At 70.4% G+C, this 22,312-nt stretch carries 22 protein-coding genes; 3 read left to right on the top strand and 19 right to left on the bottom strand.

The annotated features are described in order from the left end of the window. Positions 1-11 precede the first annotated feature (11 nt). The 6 genes from ACTIFV_RS17115 to coaBC all read right to left on the bottom strand — a co-directional run bounded on the left by ACTIFV_RS17115 (position 12) and on the right by coaBC (position 7,418). Positions 12-1,040, bottom strand: a complete 1,029-nt coding sequence (locus ACTIFV_RS17115) for a 6-phosphofructokinase (RefSeq protein WP_439594013.1) — start codon at positions 1,038-1,040, stop codon at positions 12-14. Between the two features lie 46 nt (positions 1,041-1,086). Further along, positions 1,087-2,181, bottom strand: a complete 1,095-nt coding sequence (locus ACTIFV_RS17110) for a hypothetical protein (RefSeq protein ID WP_439594012.1) — start codon at positions 2,179-2,181, stop codon at positions 1,087-1,089. Between the two features lie 19 nt (positions 2,182-2,200). Beyond that, positions 2,201-4,360, bottom strand: coding sequence for a DEAD/DEAH box helicase (locus tag ACTIFV_RS17105; RefSeq protein ID WP_439594011.1), 2,160 nt, complete (start codon positions 4,358-4,360; stop codon positions 2,201-2,203). 208 nt (positions 4,361-4,568) lie between these two features. Further along, positions 4,569-5,192, bottom strand: a complete 624-nt coding sequence (locus tag ACTIFV_RS17100) for a hypothetical protein (protein WP_439594010.1) — start codon at positions 5,190-5,192, stop codon at positions 4,569-4,571. A gap of 31 nt (positions 5,193-5,223) precedes the next feature. Continuing rightward, entirely contained in the window at positions 5,224-6,123 is a 900-nt protein-coding gene (locus ACTIFV_RS17095; protein WP_439594009.1) for a glycerophosphodiester phosphodiesterase, read from the bottom strand. 77 nt (positions 6,124-6,200) lie between these two features. Next, on the bottom strand, positions 6,201-7,418 hold the full coding sequence (gene coaBC / locus ACTIFV_RS17090) for a bifunctional phosphopantothenoylcysteine decarboxylase/phosphopantothenate--cysteine ligase CoaBC (protein ID WP_439594008.1): 1,218 nt from the start codon (positions 7,416-7,418) through the stop codon (positions 6,201-6,203). Between the two features lie 42 nt (positions 7,419-7,460). Here coaBC and ACTIFV_RS17085 point away from each other — a divergent pair, with 42 nt between their 5' ends. Further along, entirely contained in the window at positions 7,461-8,180 is a 720-nt protein-coding gene (locus ACTIFV_RS17085; RefSeq protein ID WP_439594007.1) for an NRDE family protein, read from the top strand. A 202-nt stretch (positions 8,181-8,382) separates the two neighbouring features. Here ACTIFV_RS17085 and ACTIFV_RS17080 read toward each other — a convergent pair whose 3' ends face one another. The 10 genes from ACTIFV_RS17080 to ACTIFV_RS17035 all read right to left on the bottom strand — a co-directional run bounded on the left by ACTIFV_RS17080 (position 8,383) and on the right by ACTIFV_RS17035 (position 16,292). Next, a complete protein-coding gene (locus ACTIFV_RS17080; protein ID WP_439594006.1) occupies positions 8,383-9,234 on the bottom strand; it encodes an aldehyde dehydrogenase family protein in 852 nt (283 codons plus the stop codon). Continuing rightward, complete coding sequence (locus ACTIFV_RS17075; protein WP_439594115.1) at positions 9,231-10,673, bottom strand: aldehyde dehydrogenase family protein; 1,443 nt, start codon at positions 10,671-10,673, stop codon at positions 9,231-9,233. The genes ACTIFV_RS17080 and ACTIFV_RS17075 overlap by 4 nt, the downstream gene beginning before the upstream one ends. Positions 10,674-10,735: 62 nt before the next feature. After that, complete coding sequence (deoC, locus tag ACTIFV_RS17070) at positions 10,736-11,743, bottom strand: deoxyribose-phosphate aldolase (protein WP_439594005.1); 1,008 nt, start codon at positions 11,741-11,743, stop codon at positions 10,736-10,738. 8 nt (positions 11,744-11,751) lie between these two features. Next, positions 11,752-12,153, bottom strand: a complete 402-nt coding sequence (locus ACTIFV_RS17065; protein ID WP_439594004.1) for a hypothetical protein — start codon at positions 12,151-12,153, stop codon at positions 11,752-11,754. A 21-nt stretch (positions 12,154-12,174) separates the two neighbouring features. Next, positions 12,175-12,918, bottom strand: coding sequence for a hypothetical protein (locus ACTIFV_RS17060; protein ID WP_439594003.1), 744 nt, complete (start codon positions 12,916-12,918; stop codon positions 12,175-12,177). Then, on the bottom strand, positions 12,915-13,874 hold the full coding sequence (locus ACTIFV_RS17055; protein ID WP_439594002.1) for a bifunctional riboflavin kinase/FAD synthetase: 960 nt from the start codon (positions 13,872-13,874) through the stop codon (positions 12,915-12,917). The genes ACTIFV_RS17060 and ACTIFV_RS17055 overlap by 4 nt, the downstream gene beginning before the upstream one ends. After that, on the bottom strand, positions 13,871-14,323 hold the full coding sequence (locus ACTIFV_RS17050) for a hypothetical protein (RefSeq protein ID WP_439594001.1): 453 nt from the start codon (positions 14,321-14,323) through the stop codon (positions 13,871-13,873). The genes ACTIFV_RS17055 and ACTIFV_RS17050 overlap by 4 nt, the downstream gene beginning before the upstream one ends. A gap of 33 nt (positions 14,324-14,356) precedes the next feature. Further along, positions 14,357-14,725 carry a hypothetical protein gene (locus ACTIFV_RS17045; protein WP_439594000.1) on the bottom strand — a complete coding sequence of 123 codons (369 nt, stop codon included), beginning with the start codon at positions 14,723-14,725 and terminating at the stop codon, positions 14,357-14,359. After that, a complete protein-coding gene (gene truB, locus ACTIFV_RS17040; protein WP_439593999.1) occupies positions 14,722-15,606 on the bottom strand; it encodes a tRNA pseudouridine(55) synthase TruB in 885 nt (294 codons plus the stop codon). The genes ACTIFV_RS17045 and truB overlap by 4 nt, the downstream gene beginning before the upstream one ends. Beyond that, a complete protein-coding gene (locus ACTIFV_RS17035; protein ID WP_439593998.1) occupies positions 15,606-16,292 on the bottom strand; it encodes a uridine kinase in 687 nt (228 codons plus the stop codon). Before ACTIFV_RS17035 ends, truB begins: the two co-directional genes overlap by 1 nt. 123 nt (positions 16,293-16,415) lie before the next feature. On the opposite strand from ACTIFV_RS17035, the gene ACTIFV_RS17030 reads away from it, so the two are divergent. Then, positions 16,416-17,282: an A/G-specific adenine glycosylase gene (locus ACTIFV_RS17030; RefSeq protein ID WP_439593997.1), complete on the top strand. Its 867-nt coding sequence runs from the start codon at positions 16,416-16,418 to the stop codon at positions 17,280-17,282. Positions 17,283-17,298: 16 nt separating this feature from the next. Here ACTIFV_RS17030 and ACTIFV_RS17025 read toward each other — a convergent pair whose 3' ends face one another. Then, entirely contained in the window at positions 17,299-17,943 is a 645-nt protein-coding gene (locus ACTIFV_RS17025; protein WP_439593996.1) for a TetR/AcrR family transcriptional regulator, read from the bottom strand. Positions 17,944-18,008: 65 nt separating this feature from the next. Here ACTIFV_RS17025 and ACTIFV_RS17020 point away from each other — a divergent pair, with 65 nt between their 5' ends. Continuing rightward, complete coding sequence (locus ACTIFV_RS17020; RefSeq protein ID WP_439593995.1) at positions 18,009-19,325, top strand: glycosyltransferase; 1,317 nt, start codon at positions 18,009-18,011, stop codon at positions 19,323-19,325. A 46-nt stretch (positions 19,326-19,371) separates the two neighbouring features. On the opposite strand, the gene rbfA is transcribed toward ACTIFV_RS17020, so the two are convergent. Continuing rightward, positions 19,372-19,827, bottom strand: a complete 456-nt coding sequence (gene rbfA, locus ACTIFV_RS17015) for a 30S ribosome-binding factor RbfA (protein WP_439593994.1) — start codon at positions 19,825-19,827, stop codon at positions 19,372-19,374. Between the two features lie 92 nt (positions 19,828-19,919). Beyond that, positions 19,920-22,312, bottom strand: a 2,393-nt coding sequence (gene infB / locus ACTIFV_RS17010; RefSeq protein ID WP_439593993.1) for a translation initiation factor IF-2, incomplete at its 5' end; no start/stop codon positions are given.

Raw genomic sequence — 22,312 nt, 5'->3', positions numbered from 1 at the left:
CCATCGTCGAATCAGCCGAAGAGCGCGGCAGCCTCTTCGTAGCGGTAGAGGGGCACGGTGTTGAGCTCGCCGAGCGCGTCGGCGAACGGCACGCGGACGATGTCGGTGCCCTTGAGCGAGACCATCTGGCCCCAGGCGCCCTCGACGATGGCGTCGGCGGCGTGCAGCCCCAGGCGCGTCGCGAGCACACGATCGAACGCCGACGGCGAACCGCCGCGCTGGATGTGACCGAGCACGGTCGCTCGCGTCTCGACGCCCGTGATGCGCTCGATCTCGGGCGCGAGGATCTCGCTGATGCCGCCCAGCCGCGGGCGGTTGAAGGCATCCAGGCCCTTGTCGCTGTAGGCCTCTTCCATGCCCTTGAGAGTGAAGCCCTCCGACACGACGACGAGCGGCGCGCGACCGCGGTCGTGAGCGCGGGACACCTGGTCGCAGATGTCGTCGAGCGTGAGAGGCACCTCGGGGATGCAGATCACGTGCGCGCCCGCGGCGATGCCGGAGTGCAGCGCGATCCAGCCGACGTGGCGGCCCATGACCTCGGCGACCATGCAGCGCTGGTGCGAGTCGCCCGTCGTGCGCAGCCGGTCCATCGCGTCGGTCGCGATGTTGACGGCCGTGTCGAAGCCGAACGAGTAGTCCGTCGCGCGCAGGTCGTTGTCGATCGTCTTGGGGACGCCGAGGACGTTGATGCCGTCGTTGAAGAGCCGGTTGGCCGCCGCGAGGGTTCCCTCGCCGCCGATCGCGATGATGCCGTCGAGGTGGTGGCCGTACATCGTCTTGGAGATGTTCTCCGCACCGCCGCGCGGACCTTCGTACGGGTTCGTGCGCGACGTGCCGAGGATCGTGCCGCCCACCTTCGACAGGCCCTTGACCTCGTGTCGCGTGAGCGGGAAGAAGTCGCCGTCGACGACGCCGCGCCACCCGTCGCGGATGCCGACGAACTCGAGATCGTACGTCGTCGTGCCCTTGAGCACGACACCGCGGATGACGGCGTTCAGACCGGGACAGTCGCCGCCGCTCGTCAGGATGCCGATCTTCATGCTGTGGTCCTCGCTGTCGGGGGGGTCGGGTCGGCGACGGTGCCACTCAGACACTATCGCCGGATGACCCGCCCTCGCGACCGGGGACGGGGTGCCACTCGTCGTCGATCCGCGTCCACTCCTCAGACGCTCCGCCGGCGCGCGTGTCGCCGAACCAGAAGGTCTCGTCGGGGTTCCATCCGGCGATGACACTCGCCCGCCCGTCGCCGACCTCGAGCAGGCGCGTCGCCGCCTCGAGATAGCCCGCGACGGTGAGGTGCACACCGTCGACCTCGTGGGCGACCGACGCCCAGTCCGGCTGGACCCACTCCCCCGTCCAGCCCGTCACCCGGAACCAGTCGTGGCGGCGCGAGGCCGTGACGACGAGGGGATGCCGGCGGCACAACGCGATCCAGGCATCCGCGCCGTCGATCTCGAGGACGTTCGTCGACACCGGCAGCACGGGCGTCGCGACGGCCGATTCCCACCCCAACCCGTCCTCGACGAACCACAGGCCGGCCGGGCCGGCGGCCCCCAGGCCCCGGGCCGACCGCGCGAGCCCGCTCGGGGGCCTCGACCACCACGTGCCCGTCCAGTTCGCGGCCGGATCGATCGGGCGTTCGACCCGAGCACGCTCCTCTTCGGCGACGACGTCGTCGCGCCACCGCGCGAGCTCGGCCGCGGCGTCGGTCTGCGCCGTCGCACCCCCGTCCCACGAGACCGCCCACTGATCGTCGCGCGCGACGCCCGACCCCCACCACTGCGCTTCAGGCGATGCGGCGAGAGCCTGCGCGACGCGCGCGAGCGACGGCCGGAGCTCATCCCGGGCCGCCAGGACGTCTTCGCCGTCGGGCGCCTGCCAGTACATCGCGCGATCCACCGAGACGGCGAGCGCGCGCCGCAGGCGGCTCTCGGTGAGCGGAGGCACAGCGAGTTCCGCGAGGAGGGATGCCGCATCCTCCACCGTCACGACGGGCTGCACGTACCCGTCATCCGCGCCGATCGTGATCAGCGTGCCCGGATTCGGATCGAGAGCGTGAGATACCCAGAACACCGCCTCCCACGCGGGGCGTTCGTCCCCCTCGTGCCGGTCGAGGAGAAGCTCGAGGCACAGCCGGCGCCCGCGGGGCCCCTCGAGCAGCGTCAGCGGGTCGAGGGGCATCCCGCAACGATAGCGGGGGCTACTCGCCGCCGAGCGCCTGACGCAGCAGGTGCATGAGCGCCGACAGCTGGACCGAGTCGCTGGACTGCGGGTCGACCGCCTCGCCGTCGAGCGCGCGGGCGGCGAGCCCCTGCTTCGAGTCGATGAGCTCGGCGATCTTGGTGTCGATCGTGTGCGCGGCGATGATCCGCCATGCCGTCACCGGCTCGTCCTGGCCGATGCGGTGCACGCGGTCGATCGCCTGCGTCTGCTCGGCGGCCGTCCACGACAGCTCGGCCAGCACGACGTTCGACGACGCCTGCATGTTCACTCCGACGCCCGCCGCCGTGAGCGAGCACACCGCGATGCCGACGTCGGGATCGTTGTTGAACGCGTCGATCGCCTCCTGACGGGCCGTCGTCGACTGGTCTCCGCGCAGCGACACGGTCTTGAGCCCTGCGGCGCGGAACGCCGACTCGGCCGTGTCCATCACGTCGATGTGCTTGGCGAAGAACACGACCTTGCCGACGGAGCGCTGCAGCTGCACGGCGTAGTCCGCCGCGAGGCCCGCCTTGGCCTGACCGATCCGGCGGACCATGGTGAAGACGTTCTCGCTGCCCGTCCCGGCGGCCTTGGACTCCTCGAGCTCGTTGTGCGCGACGAGACGGACGATGTCGCTGTCGATCTCTCCCGGCGCGAGGCCGCGATCTCCGCGAGCCTCGATGATCCGACGGTATTTCGCCGCGAGGCGCTCGCCGAGCTCGCGCTCGGCCTGGCGGATCGAGCGGCCGAAATCGTCATCCAGTTCGACGGGCAGATCGGCGATGAGCTTGTCGGGGAGATCGGCCGCGACATCCTTCTTGCGTCGACGCACGATGCCCATCGAGATGACGGCCTCGCGCGCTTCGGGGTAGAAGGACTTGTCGGCGGGTGTGAGACCCGTGTCATCCAGCTTCTCCATCAGCACCGGACCCGGCTTCTCGCCGTTGGTCCAGCCGAGGAAGCGCCAGATCGCGTCGAAGTCCTCGACGTCGTTGATGAGCGGGGTGCCCGTGAGGGCGAGCAGCAGCGGGTTGCGCACCTGCTCGCGGATGCGGGTCGCCAGGGCGAGGACGTTCTGCGAGCGCTGCGACGTGAGGTTCTTGATGAAGTGCGCCTCGTCGACGACCATGCCCTTGAGACCGAGGGAGCTCAGCCACGAGAGGTGGCGGTCGAGGATCTCGTAGTTCACGATGAAGACGTCGGCGAAGGCATCCACGTTCTCGCCGTCGCCGTGGATGACGGTCGCGCGCCGCTGCGGCGTCCACCGCTCGACCTCACGCGCCCAGTTCATCTTGACGACGTTGGGCACGACCACCAGCAGCGGATAGGCGTCGGCGACGGATGCCGCGAGCACCGACTCGGCGGTCTTGCCGAGTCCGGGCTCGTCGGCCAGGAGGAACGTGCGGTGGCCGTCTCGCACGGCTTCGAGGAAGCGCGACTGGTGCGGCATGACCTCGAGCCCCTTGGGCGAGAGACGGTCGAACTCGGGTACGGGCGGCAGAGGCATCGTCGCGGCGCCGCCGCCGGCGCCCGTCTCGAACGCCTTGTAGAGCGGACCCATCAGCTCCCAGCCGTCGAGTCGGCGGCGCGGCGTCTCCTTCGGAGCGCGCAGCGTGAGGTCGGGCGGCAGGAACGGGTTCGCCTCGCGGCGAGCATCGACCTGAGGCGGCACGACCTGCCGTTCGGCGAGCGCGGCCGGCACGACGGGGGTCGCGACGGGCGCGACATCGGTGATGATGAGCTCGTCGGGGGCGAGCTCGGCGCCCGACTCGAGCAGCCAGTCCCGGCGCATGCGCTTGGCGACGGGAGACGTCGCCTGGTCGACCTCGAGCAGCTGGATGAGCGAGGTGTCGCGCGCCGCCGTCTTGGCGAGGATCGTCGCGACGCCGTCGAGACGCTTGAGCAGCTCCGAGCGCGCGGCGTCGGTGATCTCGGCATCGGCCTTCACCCGCGCGCGCTCCTCGCGCACGAGGAACGCGATGACCTGGAACTTCACGCGGTTCGTCGGACCGAGCTTGCCGCGCTGCGACTTCGCCTCGACCTCGCGCACCTTGCGGGCGAGGATCGGGATGATGGGGGCTTCGTCGTCACGGCGCGCCGGCGAGGCCTTGCGACGCCGCTGGGTCGAACGGCCGGTGGTGGATGCCGTGGTCGGCATGCTCCTCCTGAGAGTAGGTGCCGGGTGTCCGGCGGTACCGGTCGAGACCGGCGAGGGCTGCGTGCTCCCGCAGGCGGCTGCGCGGTTGGTGCGGTGCGATCGTCGCTGCTGCGGGCGGGAGGTCCGCCTGCGGCCGCGGGCACTCGCTTCTGCGAGCTGCGGCGTCGGGAGCGGTTCCCGTGGGCCAGTCTAGTGGGTCGGGGGCGTTTCAGCCCCACACCGTGGTTACGATGTCTTCCGTGTACCCCGGGATCTCGGCGTTGATCCACCGCGTCGACACCCACTGCGAGCCCGCGAGGTAGTGCTGCTCGCCCATCGTCACGAGGTCGTCGTCCTGCGTGATCATCTCCTGCTGGATGCGATAGATCGATCCGCCCTCGAAGGCCTCCTCCGAGAACCCCTCCTGAAGGAGGGCGTCGCGGATCGCCGCGGCCTGGTCGTCGTCGATCTGCGACACGTTCGTCGCGATGCCGCGCTCGGAGGGTGGGCCCCACGTGCAGCGCAGGGTCGGGATGCCGGAAGCGAGGATGTCGAGCGCCGTGACGTTCTGGCTCGAGAGCATCGTGATGCCGGGGTCGTTCAGCGGCGCGACCTGCGCCTGCAGTGTGGCGAGCATGCCGGCGGAGTAGATCGCGTCGCACGAGGCGGGCAGCGCTGCCGGCGGCTCCTCGGTCGGAGTCGCCGATGGCGTCGGGGAAGCGCTCGACGCGGACGCCGACGGCGAGGAGGACGATGTCGGGCCGGGCTCGGGCACGCATCCCGCCGCGGTCAGTGCGACGACGGCGAGCAGGACGACGAGGGATGCACGGGCGCTGCGGCGTGCGGTGGGCATGGGACCTCCGAGGACGTGATGCGGTCCGACCCTACCTGCCGTCCGCGACGATCCCCTGCCACTCCGACAGCGTGCCGGGATCGTCGGTCACGATCCCGTCGACGCCGAGCGCCGTCATCTCGCCCCACTGCGCATCCTTGTTGAGCGTGTACACGATGACGCGGACTCCCACGGCGTGGAGGTCGTCGACCACCTCGGGACGCAGATCGACGGCCTTCCGGTCGGCGATCACGCCGCGCACGCCGGCCTCCGCCGTGGCCGCGACGACGTCATCCGGCAGATGCTTGAGGATGAGCAGGCGCGGCACGACCTCGGAGGCGGCTTCGACCAGGGCGAGCGTGCGGGTGTCGAAGCTCGCGATCGCGACGCGGCGGTCCAGATCGCGAGCCGACACCTCGGCGATCGCCGCCTGCACGGCCGCGGCATCCCACTCCCCCTTGAACTCGACGATCGCCCGCTGCGGCGACGTCGCCAGCAGGTCGAGGAACTCCTCCAGGGTCGGCACCGGGGTGCCCGCGTACTGCGGGTCGAACCACGACCCCGCGTCGAGCGCGCGCACCTCGTCCAGCGTGTGCGCGGACACGGCGCCGCGTCCGTTCGTCGTCCTGTCGAGCGTGGAATCGTGCAGGAGCACCGGGCGGCGATCGGCCGTCAGGGCGACATCCACCTCGACGTAGTCGAAGCCGGCGGCCAGGGCGGCCGCGATCGCCGGGAGCGTGTTCTCGGGCGCCGTGGCGCCGCCGCCGCGATGACTCGCGATGAACGCGGCCTCACCGGGAGTGCGCTCGTCGCCGAGCAGCTCGGTCGCCCCGACGCGCGCGGGCGTCACGCCGACGAGCGCGATGAGCACGCTCGCGATCGCGAGCACGCCCACGACGATGAGAGCGGGCATCCGCTCGCGCAGCGCGGCGGGTGCGTGCGGGTCGGGCATCGGGTGTGTCCTCGGGTCTTCCACCGGCGTCTTCTTCGACGCGGTGCGACCACATTACACGCGCTGTTACCTTTTCGTTACCCTTTTTCGCGGAGGTCGCGGATCGCGTCCCACAGGGCATCCGACACGTCGCGCTTCGTACCGCTCGGCGTCGCGACGATCTCGCCCGCCGCGTCGAGGAGCGTCAGCGCGTTGTCGTCGGACTCGAAGCCCACCGACCAGCCGACCTCGTTGACGGCGAGCAGATCCGCACGCTTGCGCGCCGCTTTGCGACGACCGCGCTCGAGGAGCGTGTCGCCCTCCGCGGGCGTTTCGGCGGCGAAGCCGACGATCGTCTGGCCCTCTCGTCGCGAGGCGACCAGACCCGCCAGGACGTCGTCGTTCTCGACGAGGTCGAGCGTCAGTCCCTTGGTGGCGGAGCGGTCCTTCGCGAGCTTGCGCGGCGAGACCTCGGCCACGCGGTAGTCCGCGACGGCGGCGGCCATCACGACGACGTCGGCGTCGGTCGCGGCGGAGCCCACGGCATCCGCCAACTCCTTCGCCGTGCCGACGCGCGTGATCACGACACGCGGATGGACGGATGCCTCGGCCAGCACTCCGTCGTCGACGTGCGCCGCGACGAGCTCGACGTGCGCCCCTCGGTCGCCGGCGGCGAGGGCCACCGCGACCCCCTGACGGCCGCTGGAGCGGTTGCCGATGAAGCGGACGGGGTCGATGGGCTCGCGCGTGCCCCCCGCGCTCACGACGACGTGCCAGCCGTCGAGGTCCTTGCGCGCCCCGAGCGACATCGCCGCCTCGACGATCGCCTCGGGCTCGGTCATCCGCCCCGGTCCGCTGTCGCCGCCCGTCAGCTCCCCGTCCGCAGGACCCACGATGACGACGCCGCGTGCGCGGAGCGTCGCGATGTTGGCCACGGTCGCGGGATGCCGCCACATCTCGGTGTGCATCGCCGGCGCCACGACGACCGGCGCCGTGGTGGCGAGTAGGGTCGTTCCGAGGAGATCGTCCGCGAGCCCCGTGGCCATCTTCGCCAGGCTGTTCGCCGTCGCGGGCGCCACGATCACGAGATCGGCCGACTGGCCGAGGGCGACGTGCCGCACGCGGGCGACGTCGTCGTGGACGGAGGTCGTGACGGGATTGCGGCTGATCGCCTCCCAGGTCGGCAGACCCACGAAGCGCACGGCATCCGCCGTCGGCACGACGTGCACGTCGTGGCCCTCCTTCACGAGGAGGCGCACGAGGTGCACGGTCTTGTAGGCGGCGATCCCGCCCGTGACTCCGACCACGATGAACACGTTCCGATCATGGCATGAGAGCCCGACAGGAGAATGCCCGTTATGTGCACCGTGATCATCCGGGTGCCCGAATCCGCGGGTGAGCCGACGCGGGTGCTCGCGATCCGCGACGAGGATCCCGCGCGTCCGTGGAATCCTCTCGGCCGGTGGTGGCCCGAGGCCCACGACGGCGTGATCGGTGTCCGTGACGCTCGGGCCGGCGGCGCATGGCTCGCCGCGGATCCGGATGCCGGGCGCCTGGCGGTGCTGCTGAACCGGGCCGATGTCACCGACCGCCCCGAGTCCGAACTGCTCTCGCGCGGAGGGATCGTCTTGGACTCGGCCGCGGGCCGCTCCCCCGCCGCCGACCCGCGCACGCACGGCTTCAATCTCGTCGAAGTGGATGCCGACGGAGCCCGCGTGCTGACGTGGGACGGCGTCTCGCTGACGATGACCGGACTCGAGCCCGGCACGCACATGATCGCGCACGACGACGTCGACGACCCGTCCACGCCCCGCATCGCCGCGTGGCTCGACGCCTTCCGCGACGCGCCGGTCTCGGACCAGGATCGATGGTGGATGCCGTGGGTCGACGTCCTCGAGCGCTCGTCCGCGCTCGAGAGCACCGACGATCGCGCGATCATCCGCGACAACCGCCCGTACGGCTACCCGACGCTCTCGCTGCTGGCGTGCGTCGCCTCCGTCGGCCGCGACGAAGTCGACGTGCGCTACGGCGAACTGCGCGAGCCCGGCCACTGGGGCACCGGCCTCGACCTCGCCTGATACGCGCTTAGCTCGGTCGGACAATGTGGCTTCGGTCGGAGGATTCGCCCCGAATCATCCGACCGAACGGCGATCCTCCGACCGAGCGGAGACGGCGATCGGACGGCGTGAGGCAAGGAGATCAACGCGAGGCAAGGATGCTGCGTCGCCCGGCATCCTTCTCCCGCGTGATTCTCCTTGCCTCACGCCACCCGATGCGCCGTCAGACGAGGCTCTTGGTGTGCCAGACGGTCTTGAGCTCGGTGAAGGCCGTGATGCGCTCGAGGCTCGGAACCGGCTCGCCCGGACGCAGTACGCGCGTGAGCGTCTCGGCGGCCTTGATCTGCAGATCCACCCAGTCCAGGTCGCCTGCTCCCGCGAGGTCCAGGCCGTGCACGTCGGGGTGGGATGCGATCCACCCCGCGATCTCGGCGGGCGAGCCGGTGAGCACGTTCACCACGCCGCCCGGGACGTCGGAGGTCGCGAGCACCTCGGCGAGGCTGATCGCCGACAGCGGGTACTTCTGCGACGCGACGACGACGACCGAGTTGCCGGTCACGAGCGCAGGCGCGATGACCGACACGAGACCTGCGAGCGCGGAATCCTGCGGTGCGACGATGCCGACGACGCCCGTGGGCTCGGGCACAGAGATGTTGAAGTAGGGCCCCGCGACGGGGTTGCCGTTGCCCGCGACCTGGCCGAACTTGTCGCACCAGCCCGCGTACCAGACCCAGCGGTCGATCGCCTCGTCGACCTCGGCGGCGGCGACGGATGCCGAGACACCCGACTGCGCGACGATCTCGTCGACGAACTGGGCCTTGCGGCCCTCGAGGATCTCGGCGACGCGGTAGAGCACCTGGCCGCGGTTGTACGCGGTGGCCCCCGCCCAGCCCTTGACGGCGCCGCGCGCCGCGGTGACGGCATCCCGAGCGTCCTTGCGCGACGCGAGCGCGGCGTTCGCGAGGAACACGCCCTTCGGGGTCGCGACCTCGTACGTGCGACCGGATTCGCTGCGCGGGAACGCGCCGCCGATGTAGAGCTTGTAGGTCTTGGGCACGGTCAGACGCTTGCTCACGCTGCGGCTCCCTTCAGGTAGGCGAGGAGTCCCTGGCGTCCGCCCTCGCGGCCGTAGCCGGACTCCTTGTAGCCGCCGAACGGCGAGGCGGGGTCGAAGCGGTTGAACGTGTTGGCCCAGATGACTCCCGCGCGCAGGCGGTCGGCGACGGCGAGGATACGGGAGCCCTTGTCGCTCCAGATGCCGGCCGACAGGCCGTACGGCGTGTTGTTGGCCTTCTCGATCGCCTCGGAGGGCGTGCGGAAGGTCAGCACCGACAGCACCGGTCCGAAGATCTCGTCGCGAGCGATCCGGTGCGACGCCTGCACGTTCGTGAAGATCGTCGGGGCGAACCAGAAGCCGTTCTCGGGGATCGCGCAGTCCGCGGTCCAGCGGACCGCGCCCTCCTCCTCGCCGATGCGGCTGAGCTCGCGGATGCGGTCGAGCTGCTCACGCGAGTTGATCGCGCCGATGTCGGTGTTCTTGTCGAGGGGGTCGCCGAGGCGGAGGGTGGACAGGCGCGTCTTGAGCCGCTCGACGACGTCGTCGTGGATCGACTCCTGCACGAGCAGGCGGCTGCCCGCGCAGCACACGTGACCCTGGTTGAAGAAGATGCCGTTGACGATGCCCTCGATCGCCTGATCGACGGGGGCGTCCTCGAAGACGATGTTCGCCGCCTTGCCGCCGAGCTCGAGCGTGAGCTTCTTGTCGGTGCCGGCGACGGACTTGGCGATCTCGCGTCCGACTCCCGTCGAGCCCGTGAAGGCGACCTTGTTCACGTCGGGATGCCGCACGAGCGCTGCTCCCGTGGCCCCGGCGCCCGTCACGATGTTGACCACGCCCGGCGGGAGGTCGGCCTGCTGCAGGATCTCGGCGAAGATGAGCGCCGACAGCGGCGTCGTCTCGGCCGGCTTGATGACGACGGTGTTGCCCGCAGCGAGGGCGGGCGCGATCTTCCACGCGAGCATGAGCAGCGGGAAGTTCCACGGGATGACCTGCGCGGCGACCCCGAGCGGCTTCGGGTCGGCTCCGAGGCCCGCGTAGTCGAGCTTGTCGGCCCAGCCGGCGTAGTAGAAGAACCACGCGGCGACGAGCGGCACGTCGACGTCGCGGGACTCCTTGATCGGCTTGCCGTTGTCGAGGCTCTCGGCGACGGCGAGCTCTCGCGCGCGCTCCTGGACGAGCCGGGCGATGCGGAAGAGGTACTTGCCGCGGTCGCGACCGCTCATGCGAGACCACGTCTTGTCGAACGCCTTGCGGGCGGACGCGACAGCCACGTCGACATCCGCCTCCGACGCCGAGGCGATCGTGGCGATGTGCTTCTCGTCGGCGGGCGAGATCGTCGCGAACGACTCCCCCGTGCCGGGACGGAACTCGCCGTCGATGAAGAGGCCGTACTCTTCGCGGAGATTCAGGATCGCGCGCGACTCGGGCGCGGGGGCGTACTCGAGGAAGGTCATTCGGTTCTCCTTGGTCTCGATCCGCGGGGTCCGCCCCGCTCCTCGACCGTCGGGGGTGGTCATCAGTCGATCGTCACGTAGTCGGCGCCGGTGTAGTGCCCGGAGCTGAGCTTCTGGCGCTGCAGCAGCACGTCGTTGAGCAGGCTGGATGCTCCGAAGCGGAAGAGGTGCGGCTGGAGCCATTCCTCGCCGACGGTCTCGGCGACCGTCACAAGGTATTTGATGGCGTCCTTCGACGTGCGGATGCCACCGGCGGGCTTCACGCCGATCTTCTCCCCTGTCGCGCGGTGCCAGTCGCGCACGACCTCGAGCATGAGGAGTGTCGTCGGCAGCGTCGCCGCCGGCTGCACCTTGCCGGTCGAGGTCTTGATGAAGTCGCCGCCCGCGAGGATCGAGAGCCACGACGCGCGCTTGATGTTGTCGTACGTGTTGAGCTCACCCGTCTCGAGGATGACCTTGAGCGAGGCGTACGAGCCGTCCTCGCGGCGGCACGCCTGCTTCACCTGCGCGATCTGGTCGAAGACGAGTCCGTAGCGGCCTGCGAGGAACGCGCCGCGATCGATCACCATGTCGATCTCGTCAGCGCCGTCGGCGACGGCTTCGGCCGTGTCTGCGAGCTTGATCGCGAGCGATGCGCGGCCCGACGGGAAGGCCGTCGCGACGGCCGCGACGCTCACGCCGCCGTCGTCGGGGTCACCGTGCGCCTCGCCGAGCGCGTCGACGGCGTACGCGACCATGTCGCCGTACACGCAGACGGCGGCGACCCGCGGACACGTCGGATCGGAGGCATCCGGATTCAGCGCCTTCGCGACGAGCGATCGCACCTTGCCGGGCGTGTCCGCGCCCTCAAGCGTCGTGAGGTCGATGAGCTCGATGATCTTGTCGAGCGCCCATGCCTTGGACGTCGTCTTGATGGAGCGGGTGCCCAGGCCCGCGGCGCGCTGTTCGAGGCCGACGGCGTCGACGCCGGGCAGTCCGTGCAGGTATCGGCGCAGGGTCGTGTCGTCGGGTTCCCCGCCGAGCAGCTCGACGGCGCGCTCGGGGAGGGTCTGGAGATCGGTGCGGCTCATGGGTCTCCTCAGGTCTGTCTGGTCCGCCGGGTAGGTGGGCCTTCCGCCGGTGTCGGCGCCGCCGTGCGCGCGTGGCGCACGAGGACGATCACACCGGTCCCGACGACGATCACGAACGCGATCGTGAGGCTCGTGAACGCGAACCAGTTGTCGTCGAGGGCGAGCACGATCCCCGCTGCGATGACGGCGATCGCGGCCGCGGCCAGTTTGGACGCGAACTTCAAGCCTACCCCGGCCGTGAGCCGACCCGCTGGCGCGTCACCGCGCGCGAGGATCAGGTCCGCGAACGCGTCGAGGGTCGCCAGCAGCGATGCCGAGTAGGCGACGGCGCAGCCGAGGGCTCCCCACAGGTTGACCGACGGCGCTGCCGCGGCCGCGTAGGCGATGAGATCGACGGATGCGGCATCCACGCCTCGATCGTAGAGGCGCGCTCAGCGCGGGTCTACGGGATCCATCGGGGCGGACTCGCGCAGCAGCGCATCGACGAGCGCGTTGACGGGAATGCCGCGGCGGGCGGCTTCGGCATCGAGCAGAGCGATCGACACGGGCGACAGTCCCGTGGTGGATGGCGCGTCGCGCAGCATGAGCGACAGCACGGGGACGATGACGGCCCCGAGCGCGGCGAGGATCGCGCAGACGCCTAGTGTGCGGCCGAACGCGTCGCCGGTGATCGTGGAGGACCACCAGATCGCATAGATCGTCATACCGAGGACGACGGTGAACAGGACGATCGTGACAGCCAATCCGATCCGCACGGCAGCCTGACGGCGGTCGGCGAGCAGGAGCAGGAGCGACGCGAACGAGAAGGCGACGGTGAGCGCGATACCCGTCCACGTCAGGCGCATGAGGGTGTCGTACAGGGAGTCCGGGTAGCTGTCGTAGCGATACCAGATCAGCCAGACCGACAGGATCGCGCTCACCAGCGCGACTCCCGCGCCGACGAATCCGACGAGCTGCAGGCGCCGTCCGGCGAGGGCCGCACAGCAGAGGACGGCGACGCTGAAGGCGCCGATCGTCGCCGTCGTTCCGAGGGCCCGGTACTGCTCCGAACCCAGGTCGCCCCCCAGCAGCACGACGATGCCCAGGAGAGCGGCGAGACCGAACGAGACGATGATGACGGCGACGATCGCGCGCCGGAAGACCTTGATCGGGCGGGTCGGCGTCGTGTCGGTCATGTCAGAGCCTTCCGCACCCTCTCGACGTCGTCGGCCATCTGCCGCACGAGCGCGTCCACGCCTTCGAACGCGACCATGCCCCGCACCCGGTTGGTGAACTGCACCTCGACGCGATGACCGTACAGGTCGAGATCCGTCTCGTCCAGCACGTGTGCCTCGACCTGTCGCACGGGGACGTCGTCGAACGTCGGGTTGGTGCCGACGCTGATGGCGGCGGCGTACCGGATGCCGGGGCGCAGCCCGTCGGCGGAGCTTTCGTCGACGAGCCATCCGGCGTAGACGCCATCGGCGGGGATGAACCCCTCGAGGTCGTTCGAGAGGTTCGCCGTGGGGTAGCCGAGTTCGCGTCCGCGCTTGAGCCCGTGCACGACCTCGCCCCAGACCGCCGGCGGGCGACCCAGCAGGCGGGCGGAACCCGCGACATCCCCCTCGGCGAGCAGCTCGCGGATCCACGTCGACGACACGCGCCGACCGCCGTCGATCGCGCGCACGTCGCCGACGACCTCCACCTCGAAGCCGAACTCCCGCCCGAGCTCCCGCAGGACGTCGGGGTTGCCGGCGCCGCCCGCACCGAAGCGGAAGTCGTCGCCGACGAGCACGATGCGCACACCGAGCGCGTCGACCAGCACGTGCTCGACGAACGCACGCGGGGTGAGGTCGGCGAGCGCGCGATCGAAGGTGAGCATCAGCGTCGCATCCACCCCCGTCTCGGCGAGCATCTGCAGCTTCTGGTGCACGCCGATGAGGTTCTCGGGGCACAGCTCCGGACGCAGCAGCGCGAGCGGATTGCGGTCGAAGGTCACCGCGACGACGCGCGCATCGCTGTTCGCGGCGTCGACCCTCGCGCGATCGATGACGGCGCGGTGCCCGGAGTGAACGCCGTCGAACTTGCCGATCGCGACGACGGACGGGCCGAATCCCGCCGGCACGTCGGCCGGCGACCGGAAGACGATCACGAGGCCACCTGGACGGCGGCATCCTTCGTCGAATCCGACGTCACGGGCGGATGCTTCACGAGCCACCAGATGCCGAGGAACGGCAGCACGAGCGGGATGAAGAGGTATCCCATCCCGAAGAACGACCAGACGGTCGCCTCCGGGAACAGGTCGGGGCGGATGAGGCTCAGGGTGCCGATCACGAGCACCCCGACGAGCTCGAACGAGATCGTGACCCACGCGACGCGATACCAGACGCGCGATCCCGCGAAGATCAGCGCGAGCGTCGCGACGATGTAGACGGTCGCCGACACGGCCGACAGCGTGAAGGCGAGGGGGGCGTGGTCGAAGCGCTCGATGATCTGCACGAGCGAGCGGCCGAACGCACCGAGCGCGAGGATGCCGTACACGACGACGAGCACGCGGCCGATGCCCGACATGCGGCGGCGCGGGGTGACAGAAGATGACATGACCGATCCAGCTTAGTTGCGGCCCGCGCGGGCTCAGCCGATCTGGATCGTCCAGATCACCTGCATCCGCCACACCATGACGGCGATCGCGAGCGCCGCGAGGCCCATGATGACGGTCGACCACCGGCTGCGCTCCAGCAGCGCCCAGAACACCGCGGCCACCGGCAGCAGAGCGGCCGACACGAGATACACCCAGAACTCCAGCGCGCTGCCCGTCGGCGGGTTGCCGGCGAGCGGCGCGATGATCGCGATCACGATCTGCGCGATCAGGAGAACCTCGACGAGCGCGAGCGATCCGACGCTGAGATCGCTGGGGCGGCGCCCGGCGAGTCCGAGGACGATGCACAGGATTCCCGCGAGCACCGCGACGGCGACCTGGGCGAGCGTGAACCACAGGATCATGCGGGTCTCTCCTCGGGCATGTTCATGGCGCTTTTGACGTCGTCGCCGCGCTTCTCGACGATCCCGACGAGCACGCCATTCGGGTCGATCGCGGCCCTCCCCGCCGCGAGACGGGGCGCCGCTCCCCCGAGGCGCTTGCCGTGTCGCAGATCGCGCGCCTCATCGGCGGTGACGTCGAATGCTCCGAGCACGTCGGCCGCGACGGCGGCGGGAGTGAGGACGGATGCCGCGGCCAGCTCGTCGACGGACGCAGCGTCGCGCGCGTCGAACGGGCCGATGCGCGTGCGGCGCAGCGCCGTGAGGTGACCGCCGACCCCGAGCGAGGCACCGAGGTCGCGCGCGAGCGCCCGGATGTACGTGCCGCTCGAGCAGTCCACGACGACGTCGAGGTCGACGGTCTCCCCCGCTCGCCGCGCATCGATCACCTCGAACCGCGACACAGTGACCTCGCGCGCCGTGAGCTGCACCTCCTCGCCCGCCCTCGCGAGGTCGTAGGCGCGCCTGCCGTTCACCTTGATGGCCGAGACGGTGCTCGGCACCTGCGAGATGCGGCCTGTGAGGGGCTCGATCGCCGCCCGGATCTGCGCGTCGGCGAGGGGCGAGGCATCCATCGTCGCGGTGATCTCACCGTCGGCGTCGTCGGAGTCCGTCGAGACCCCCAGCCGGATCGTGGCCTCGTACGTCTTGTCGAGGCCCACGATGAACGTGAGCAGCCGCGTCGCGCCCTCGACGCCGAGCACGAGCAGACCCGTCGCCATGGGGTCGAGCGTGCCGGCGTGGCCGATCTTGCGCGTGCCGAACGCCCGCCGCGCGCGGGCCACGACGTCGTGGCTCGTGATGCCGCCGGGCTTGTCGACGAGCACGATCCCCGCAGTCGCCATCAGCAGTAGTCCCGGAACACGCGGCGCGGGTGCGCGAAGTCGGTGTTGTCGACGATGACGGACGCCGCGTCCCGCGGGTCCGCGTCGCGCAGATAGAGCTCCTGCCCTTCGCGGTAGCGGGTGTTCGCCGGTGCCAGGAAGTCGGGGTCGGTGCCGTCTCGCCGAGCCATGCGCTCGTACGCGACGTCGATCGGCACGTCGAGCCACACCGACCAGTGCCAGAGGCCCCGCAGCGCCGGGCGGTGGAGGAAGATGCCGTCGACGATGAGCACGGCGTCCTTCGGCGCGGTGACCCACGTCGACTCGACGGCCGCGTCGCGCTCGACGTCGAATGCGGCGAGCTGGAAGCCGGTCGTCGCCCCGGTCTGTCCGCCCTCGCGGAAGGGGTCGATCAGCACCCGGCGGAACGTCGCGTAGTCGTACGAGTCCTCGTAGAACCCGACGGGGCTCGTGCGGCCTCTGGCCCAGCGCTCGTCGCGAGGGCGGTGGAAGCTGTCGATGGATGCCCGGAACACCGCCGAGCCGTCCTCGGCGAACACGTCGGCCAGCCCATCGGCGAACACGGTCTTGCCTGCGCCGTCGCGCCCGTCGACGGCGAGGATGATCCTGCCCGCGCGATAGTGGGCGCGCACCTCGTCGCGCAGCTCGCGCCACAGGGTCGTCGCGGGGGTGGTCGGCAGGCGCATGGCTCCAGCCTACGAGGCGGCCGGGCACGAGGCGGGCCGGGAGAAACCATCGCCACAGACTTCGCGTTCGCGAGGACTTCTCACTGAGGGCGACGTGTTCCCGACCGACATAGGCTGATCGACATGCCCGACCTCGCGACGCCGCTCATCGAGTGGTACCGCGACAACGCGCGAGACCTGCCCTGGCGACGGCCGGGGTTCGGCGCCTGGGGCGTGCTGGTGAGCGAGTTCATGCTGCAGCAGACGCCCGTGAACCGCGTCATCCCGCACCTCGAGGCGTGGCTCGCACGCTGGCCCACGCCGACGGCGCTGGCGATGGATGCTCCGGCCGACGCCGTACGCGCCTGGGCCAACCTGGGGTACCCGCGACGGGCGCTGTGGTTGCATCGCGCTGCGGTCGAGATCCGCGATCGCCACGACGGCGTCGTGCCCGACGACGTCGACGCGCTCCTCGCACTCACGGGCATCGGCGACTACACGGCGCGCGCGGTCGCGGTGTTCGCGTACGGGTCGCGGCATCCTGTCGTCGACACCAACACCCGTCGCGTCCTGGCTCGCGCGATCGACGGTCGCTCACAGCCCGGACCGCCGTCGAAGCGCGACCTCGCCGCGATGGAGGTCATCCTCCCGGTCGACGTCGAGTCGTCCGCGATCGTCAACGCCGCAGCGATGGAGCTCGGCGCGACCGTGTGCATCGCCCGTTCGCCGCGATGCGACGCGTGCCCGATCGCCGACCGGTGCGCCTGGCGTCTGGCCGGCTACCCCGACACGGGTGACGAGCGCCGCAGGCAAGCGAAGTACGAGGGCAGCGACCGACAGGCGCGGGGTGCCGTGCTGAGGGTGCTGCGGGATGCCGAGGCACATGCGGTCCCCGTCGACACCGTCATCCCGGACTGGCCGGACCCGCTCCAGCGCGATCGCGCGATCGACTCGCTCATCGCCGATGGCCTGGCCGAGGCCGCCGACGGGATGCTTCGCCTGCCGCACTGATCGCCGCGAGACGACGTCAACGCGCGGCGATGAGCTCGCGCAGCATCACCGCGAGGTGGCGCCGATACTCATCGGGCGACATGCCCGCGACGCGCACCGCGCGGTCGTAGAGCTCGACCGATGTCACGAGCACCGATCGGTCGACGAGCTCCTCGAACGGCACGTCCTCCCGCGCGAACCCGCGCTGCCGCCACTCCGTCATGAGCACGACGTTCTGCATGCGGATGCCCTGCGCGAGCTGTCGGAACGACTCGGAGATCTCGTCGTCGGTGCGCGCGGCCTCGGAGAACGCCAGCCACAGACCGTGCGTCGCCGCATTGACCTGTGCGAGCACGTCCGCCGCCAGCTCCACGGCCTCGGTCGACGACCGCGCCGAGAGCAGTCGTCCGCCCAGCTCCGTGGCGCGGGTGTCCGCATCGCGGCCGACGCCGAATGCGAACGCGTCGATGGCGGCGCGCAGCAGGACGGACTTCGGTCCGTGCGACTGGACGGTCTCGGTGGACACCCCCGCCGTCCGGGCGATCTCCGGCATGCTCGTGCCCGCGTAGCCGCGCTCCGAGAAGAGCTCAGCGGCAGCGGCGACGACCCGCTCGCGCGTCGCCGCAGCCTGTTCTGCACGCAGCGTCGACGAATAGCGTCGCGGGGATTTCTGATCTGCCATATTGACTACTGTACTCCTGTAGTGAATACTCTCAACGGTCACCCGATTCTTCCACTGGAGCAGTCATGTCCGAAATCCTCATCGCCTCCGTGCCGGTGCACGGCCACGTCGTCCCCCTCCTGCCCATCGCCCGCCACTTCGTGGAGCGCGGCGACCGCGTGACCTTCCTGACCGGCGCGCGGTTCGCCACGGCCGTCGAAGCGACGGGCGCCGAGCACATCCCGCTGCCCGAAGCGGCCGACTTCGATGACCGCACGGTGTCGGCACGCTATCCGGAGCGCGAAGGGATGCCGGCGGTCAAGGCCATCGCCTTCGATTTCGAGCACATCTTCGTGCGACCCGGCGAACATCAGTACGCCGCACTGTCGGCACTCGTCGACATCCGCGATGCCGATGTCGTCGTGTGCGACCCGCTCTTCGTCGGGGCCGTCCTGTACGCGGAGCTCCCACGGGCTGAGCGCGTGCCGATCGTCGTGGCGGGGCTCGTCCCGCTCAGCTATCCCGGTCCCGGACTCGCGCCGTTCGGCATGGGGCTGCCTCCGCTGGGCGGCCTCATCGGCGGCATCCGCAACAAGATCCTCGCCGCGGGCACGAAGCGCCTCTTCCGCACCGTGGACGCCGCCGCCGACGAGATCGCACGCCGGGCCGTCGGCCACGCTCTGAGCGGACCCGTGCTGGACTGGCTCCCCCGCGCCGACGCCGTCTGCCAGCTGACGGTGCCGTCGTTCGAGTATCCGAGACCGGATGCTCCGGCATCCGTCGTCTTCACGGGCCCGATCACCGCCGCGGTCGCGCCGCACGCGCGGCCCGACTGGTGGACCGACGTCGAGCGGGCGCGCACCGTCGTGCACGTGACGCAGGGAACGATCGCCAACGACGACCCGTCGGAACTGATCCTTCCGACGATCGAGGGACTCGCCGGGACCGAGGCCCTGGTCGTCGTCGCGACCGGCGGACTGCCGGTCGCGTCGCTCGGTGCTCTGCCGGCGAACGTGCGCGCCGCAGAGTTCCTGCCCTACGAGGATCTCTTCGCGCACACGGACGTGTTCGTGACGAATGGCGGCTACGGCGGAGTGCAGTACGCCCTGAGGCACGGCGTGCCGCTCGTCGTCGCCCCCGGCAAGGAGGACAAGGTCGAAGTCGCGGCGCGCGTCGCGTGGTCGGGCACGGGGGTGAACCTCCGAACGCGGCGGGCCACGCCGGCCGCGATCCGCGCTGCGGTTCAGCGGGTGTCGGGCACCCCCGGCTACCGCCGTGCGGCTCAGCGCATCGCGGCCGACATCAGCGCGGCGAGCGGCGCGGCGGGATTCGCCGCGACGGTCGACAGGATCGTGTCGGGGACCCTCGCGGCGGACTTATCGACGGGCGTCGCCGGGGCGTGAGAACACGAAGGGCGGGGTGGCCGAAGCCACCCCGCCCTTCGGCATGTCACTTGTCCGCGTCATCCCTGTCGTCGGACTCTTCGTCCTCGCGCGGCTTGACGTAGGGATCCGCGTCGCCGGCGTAGGTCGCCGTCGAGGCGAGACCGGCGACCGCCTCGTCACGCTCGCGCGCTTCGCGCAGGAGCGCCGCGATGTGATCGGCGTTCTCGGGGATCGCGTCGAGGAAGAACTCGAGCGTCGGAGTGAGACGCGTGTTGAGATTCTTGCCCACCTCGGTGCGGAGCATCCCGGTCGCGGACTTCAGGGCGGCGGCGGTGTCCGCGCGCAGCGCGTCATCCCCCATCACGGTGTAGAAGACCGACGCGTGCTGGAGGTCCCCGGTCACCTTGACATCGGTGATCGTGACGAATCCGAGACGCGGGTCGCGCAGACCTTTCTCCAGCCGTTCCGCGAGCACGACGCGGATGCGGTCTGCGACTCGTGCCTGACGTTCGCCTGCCATGTTGTCCTCCTTGCCTCGCCACCGTGATCCGGTGGATGTGCAGGATGCCCCGCCCGGTGTGGGCGGGGCATCCCGTGCATTCTGCGGTCCGACTAGCCTCGCGGCTTCTCGACCATCTCGGTGGTCTCGATCTCGTCGCCGATCTGGATGTCGTTGTACTTGCCGAGCCCGATACCGGCCTCGAAGTCCGTACGCACCTCGGTGACGTCGTCCTTGAAGCGACGCAGCGACTCGATGGCGAGGCCATCGGCCAGCACGACACCGTCGCGGATGACCCGCGCCTTGGCGTTGCGCGTGATCGTTCCCGAGCGGACGATGACACCCGCGATGTTGCCGAACTTGGAGGAGCGGAACACCTCGCGGATCTCGGCCACACCCGACTGCTTCTCTTCGAACTCCGGCTTGAGCATGCCCTTGAGGGACTGCTCGACATCGTCGATCGCGTTGTAGATGACCGAGTAGAACCGGATGTCCACGCCTTCGCGCGAGGCGCGCTCGCGCGCCTTCGCGTCGGGACGCACGTTGAAGCCGATGATGATCGCGTTGTCGATCGTCGCCAGGTTCACGTCGGACTCGGTCACGGCACCCACACCGCGGTGGATGATGCGCAGCTGCACCGACTCGTCGACCTCGATCTTGAGGAGCGACTCCTCGAGCGCCTCGACGGCACCCGACACGTCGCCCTTGATGATGAGGTTGAGGGACTCGACCTTGCCCTCCTGGAGAGCGCGGGTGAAGTCCTCGAGCGAGATGCGCTTGCGCGCCTTGGCCAGCTGGGCGTTGCGCTCGGCGGCCTCTCGCTTCTCGGCGATCTGACGGGCCAGGCGGTCCTCTTCGGTCACGATGAAGGTGTCACCGGCGCGGGGCACCGAGTTGAGACCCTGCACCTGCACGGGACGCGACGGCCAGGCCTCGAGCACGGCGTCGCCGTTCTCGTCCGCCATCGCACGCACGCGGCCATAGGCCGTGCCCGCGACGATCGCATCGCCGACGCGCAGGGTTCCGGACTGGATGAGCACGGTGGCCACCGATCCGCGACCCTTGTCGAGCTTCGCCTCGATCGCGACACCGCGGGCGGCCTTGTTCGGGTTCGCCGTGAGGTCGAGCCCGGCGTCGGCGGTGAGCAGCACCGCGTCGAGGAGCTCCTGGATGCCGGTGCCGGCGCGAGCCGAGACATCCACGAACTGCACGTCGCCGCCGTACTCCTCGGCGACGAGGCCGTACTCGGTGAGCTGCTGACGGACCTTGGCCGGGTTGGCCTCGGGCTTGTCGACCTTGTTCACCGCGACGACGATCGGCACGCCGGCGGCCTGCGCGTGGTTGAGCGCCTCGACCGTCTGGGGCATGATGCCGTCGTCGGCGGCGACCACGAGGATCGCGATGTCGGTCACCTGGGCACCACGGGCGCGCATGGCGGTGAACGCCTCGTGACCCGGGGTGTCGATGAAGGTGATGGCGCGCTCAATGCCCTCGTGCTCGGTCCACACCTGGTACGCACCGATGTGCTGCGTGATGCCGCCGGCTTCGCCTTCGATGACGTTGCTCTGACGGATCGCGTCGAGCAGTCGCGTCTTACCGTGGTCGACGTGGCCCATGACGGTCACGACCGGAGGACGGATCTCGAGGTCGTCCTCGTTCTCGTCCTCGAGCTCCTGCTCGAGATCGAGGCCGAAGCTCTCGAGGAGCTCCTTGTCCTCGTCCTCGGGCGAGACCATCTGGATCTTATAGCCGAGCTCGGCACCCAGGACCTCGAAGGTCGCCTCGTCGAGCGACTCGGTCGCGGTCGCCATCTCGCCCAGGTTGAACAAGATGGTGACGAGAGTGCCGGGCTGCACGGTGTAGCCGGTGATGTTCTCGATCTTGTCGGCGAAGTCCGAGATGGATGCGCCGCGGCGCATCCGGATGATCTCGCCGTTGCCGCGCGAGACGTTGACGCCACCGACCGTCGGGGCGTCCCTCATCTCGAACTCTTGACGCTTCGCCCGACGCGACTTGCGCTGCTTGGACTTGCCGCCGCCCTTTCCGAAGGCACCTGCGGTGCCACCGCGGCCGGGACGGCTGCCGGGGCCGCCACCGCCGGGACGACCGGCGAACCCGCCGGGCGCTCCACCGGGCGCGCCACCGGGGCGCTGGAAGCCGCCGCCGGCACCACCGGGACGACCGGGACCGCCGGGACGCTGCTGGAACGGAGCGCCGGGACGACCGCCGCCGCCGGGACGACCCGCACCGCCCGGACGCGGTGCGCCGGGACGAGGGGCGCCGGGGCGCGGAGCCTGCGGACGCGGGATGTTCCCGGGGGTCGGGGTCGGGCGCTGGCCCATGCCCTGCGCCGAAGCGAACGGGTTGTTGCCCGGACGCGGGCCCGCGGGACGCTGACCCATGCCCTGCGCCGATGCGAAGGGGTTGTTGCCGGGACGCGGAGCGCCGGCGGCACCGCCCGGACGCGGCGCGCCGGGAGCCGGGGCGCCGGGCGCGGCGGTCTCGG

It is taken from the genome of Microbacterium sp. (assembly GCF_051860965.1).
Classification (GTDB): Bacteria; Actinomycetota; Actinomycetes; order Actinomycetales; family Microbacteriaceae; genus Microbacterium.
The sequence above is the reverse complement of the archived record's forward strand: the minus strand, read 5'-3'. Positions and strand labels throughout refer to the sequence as shown.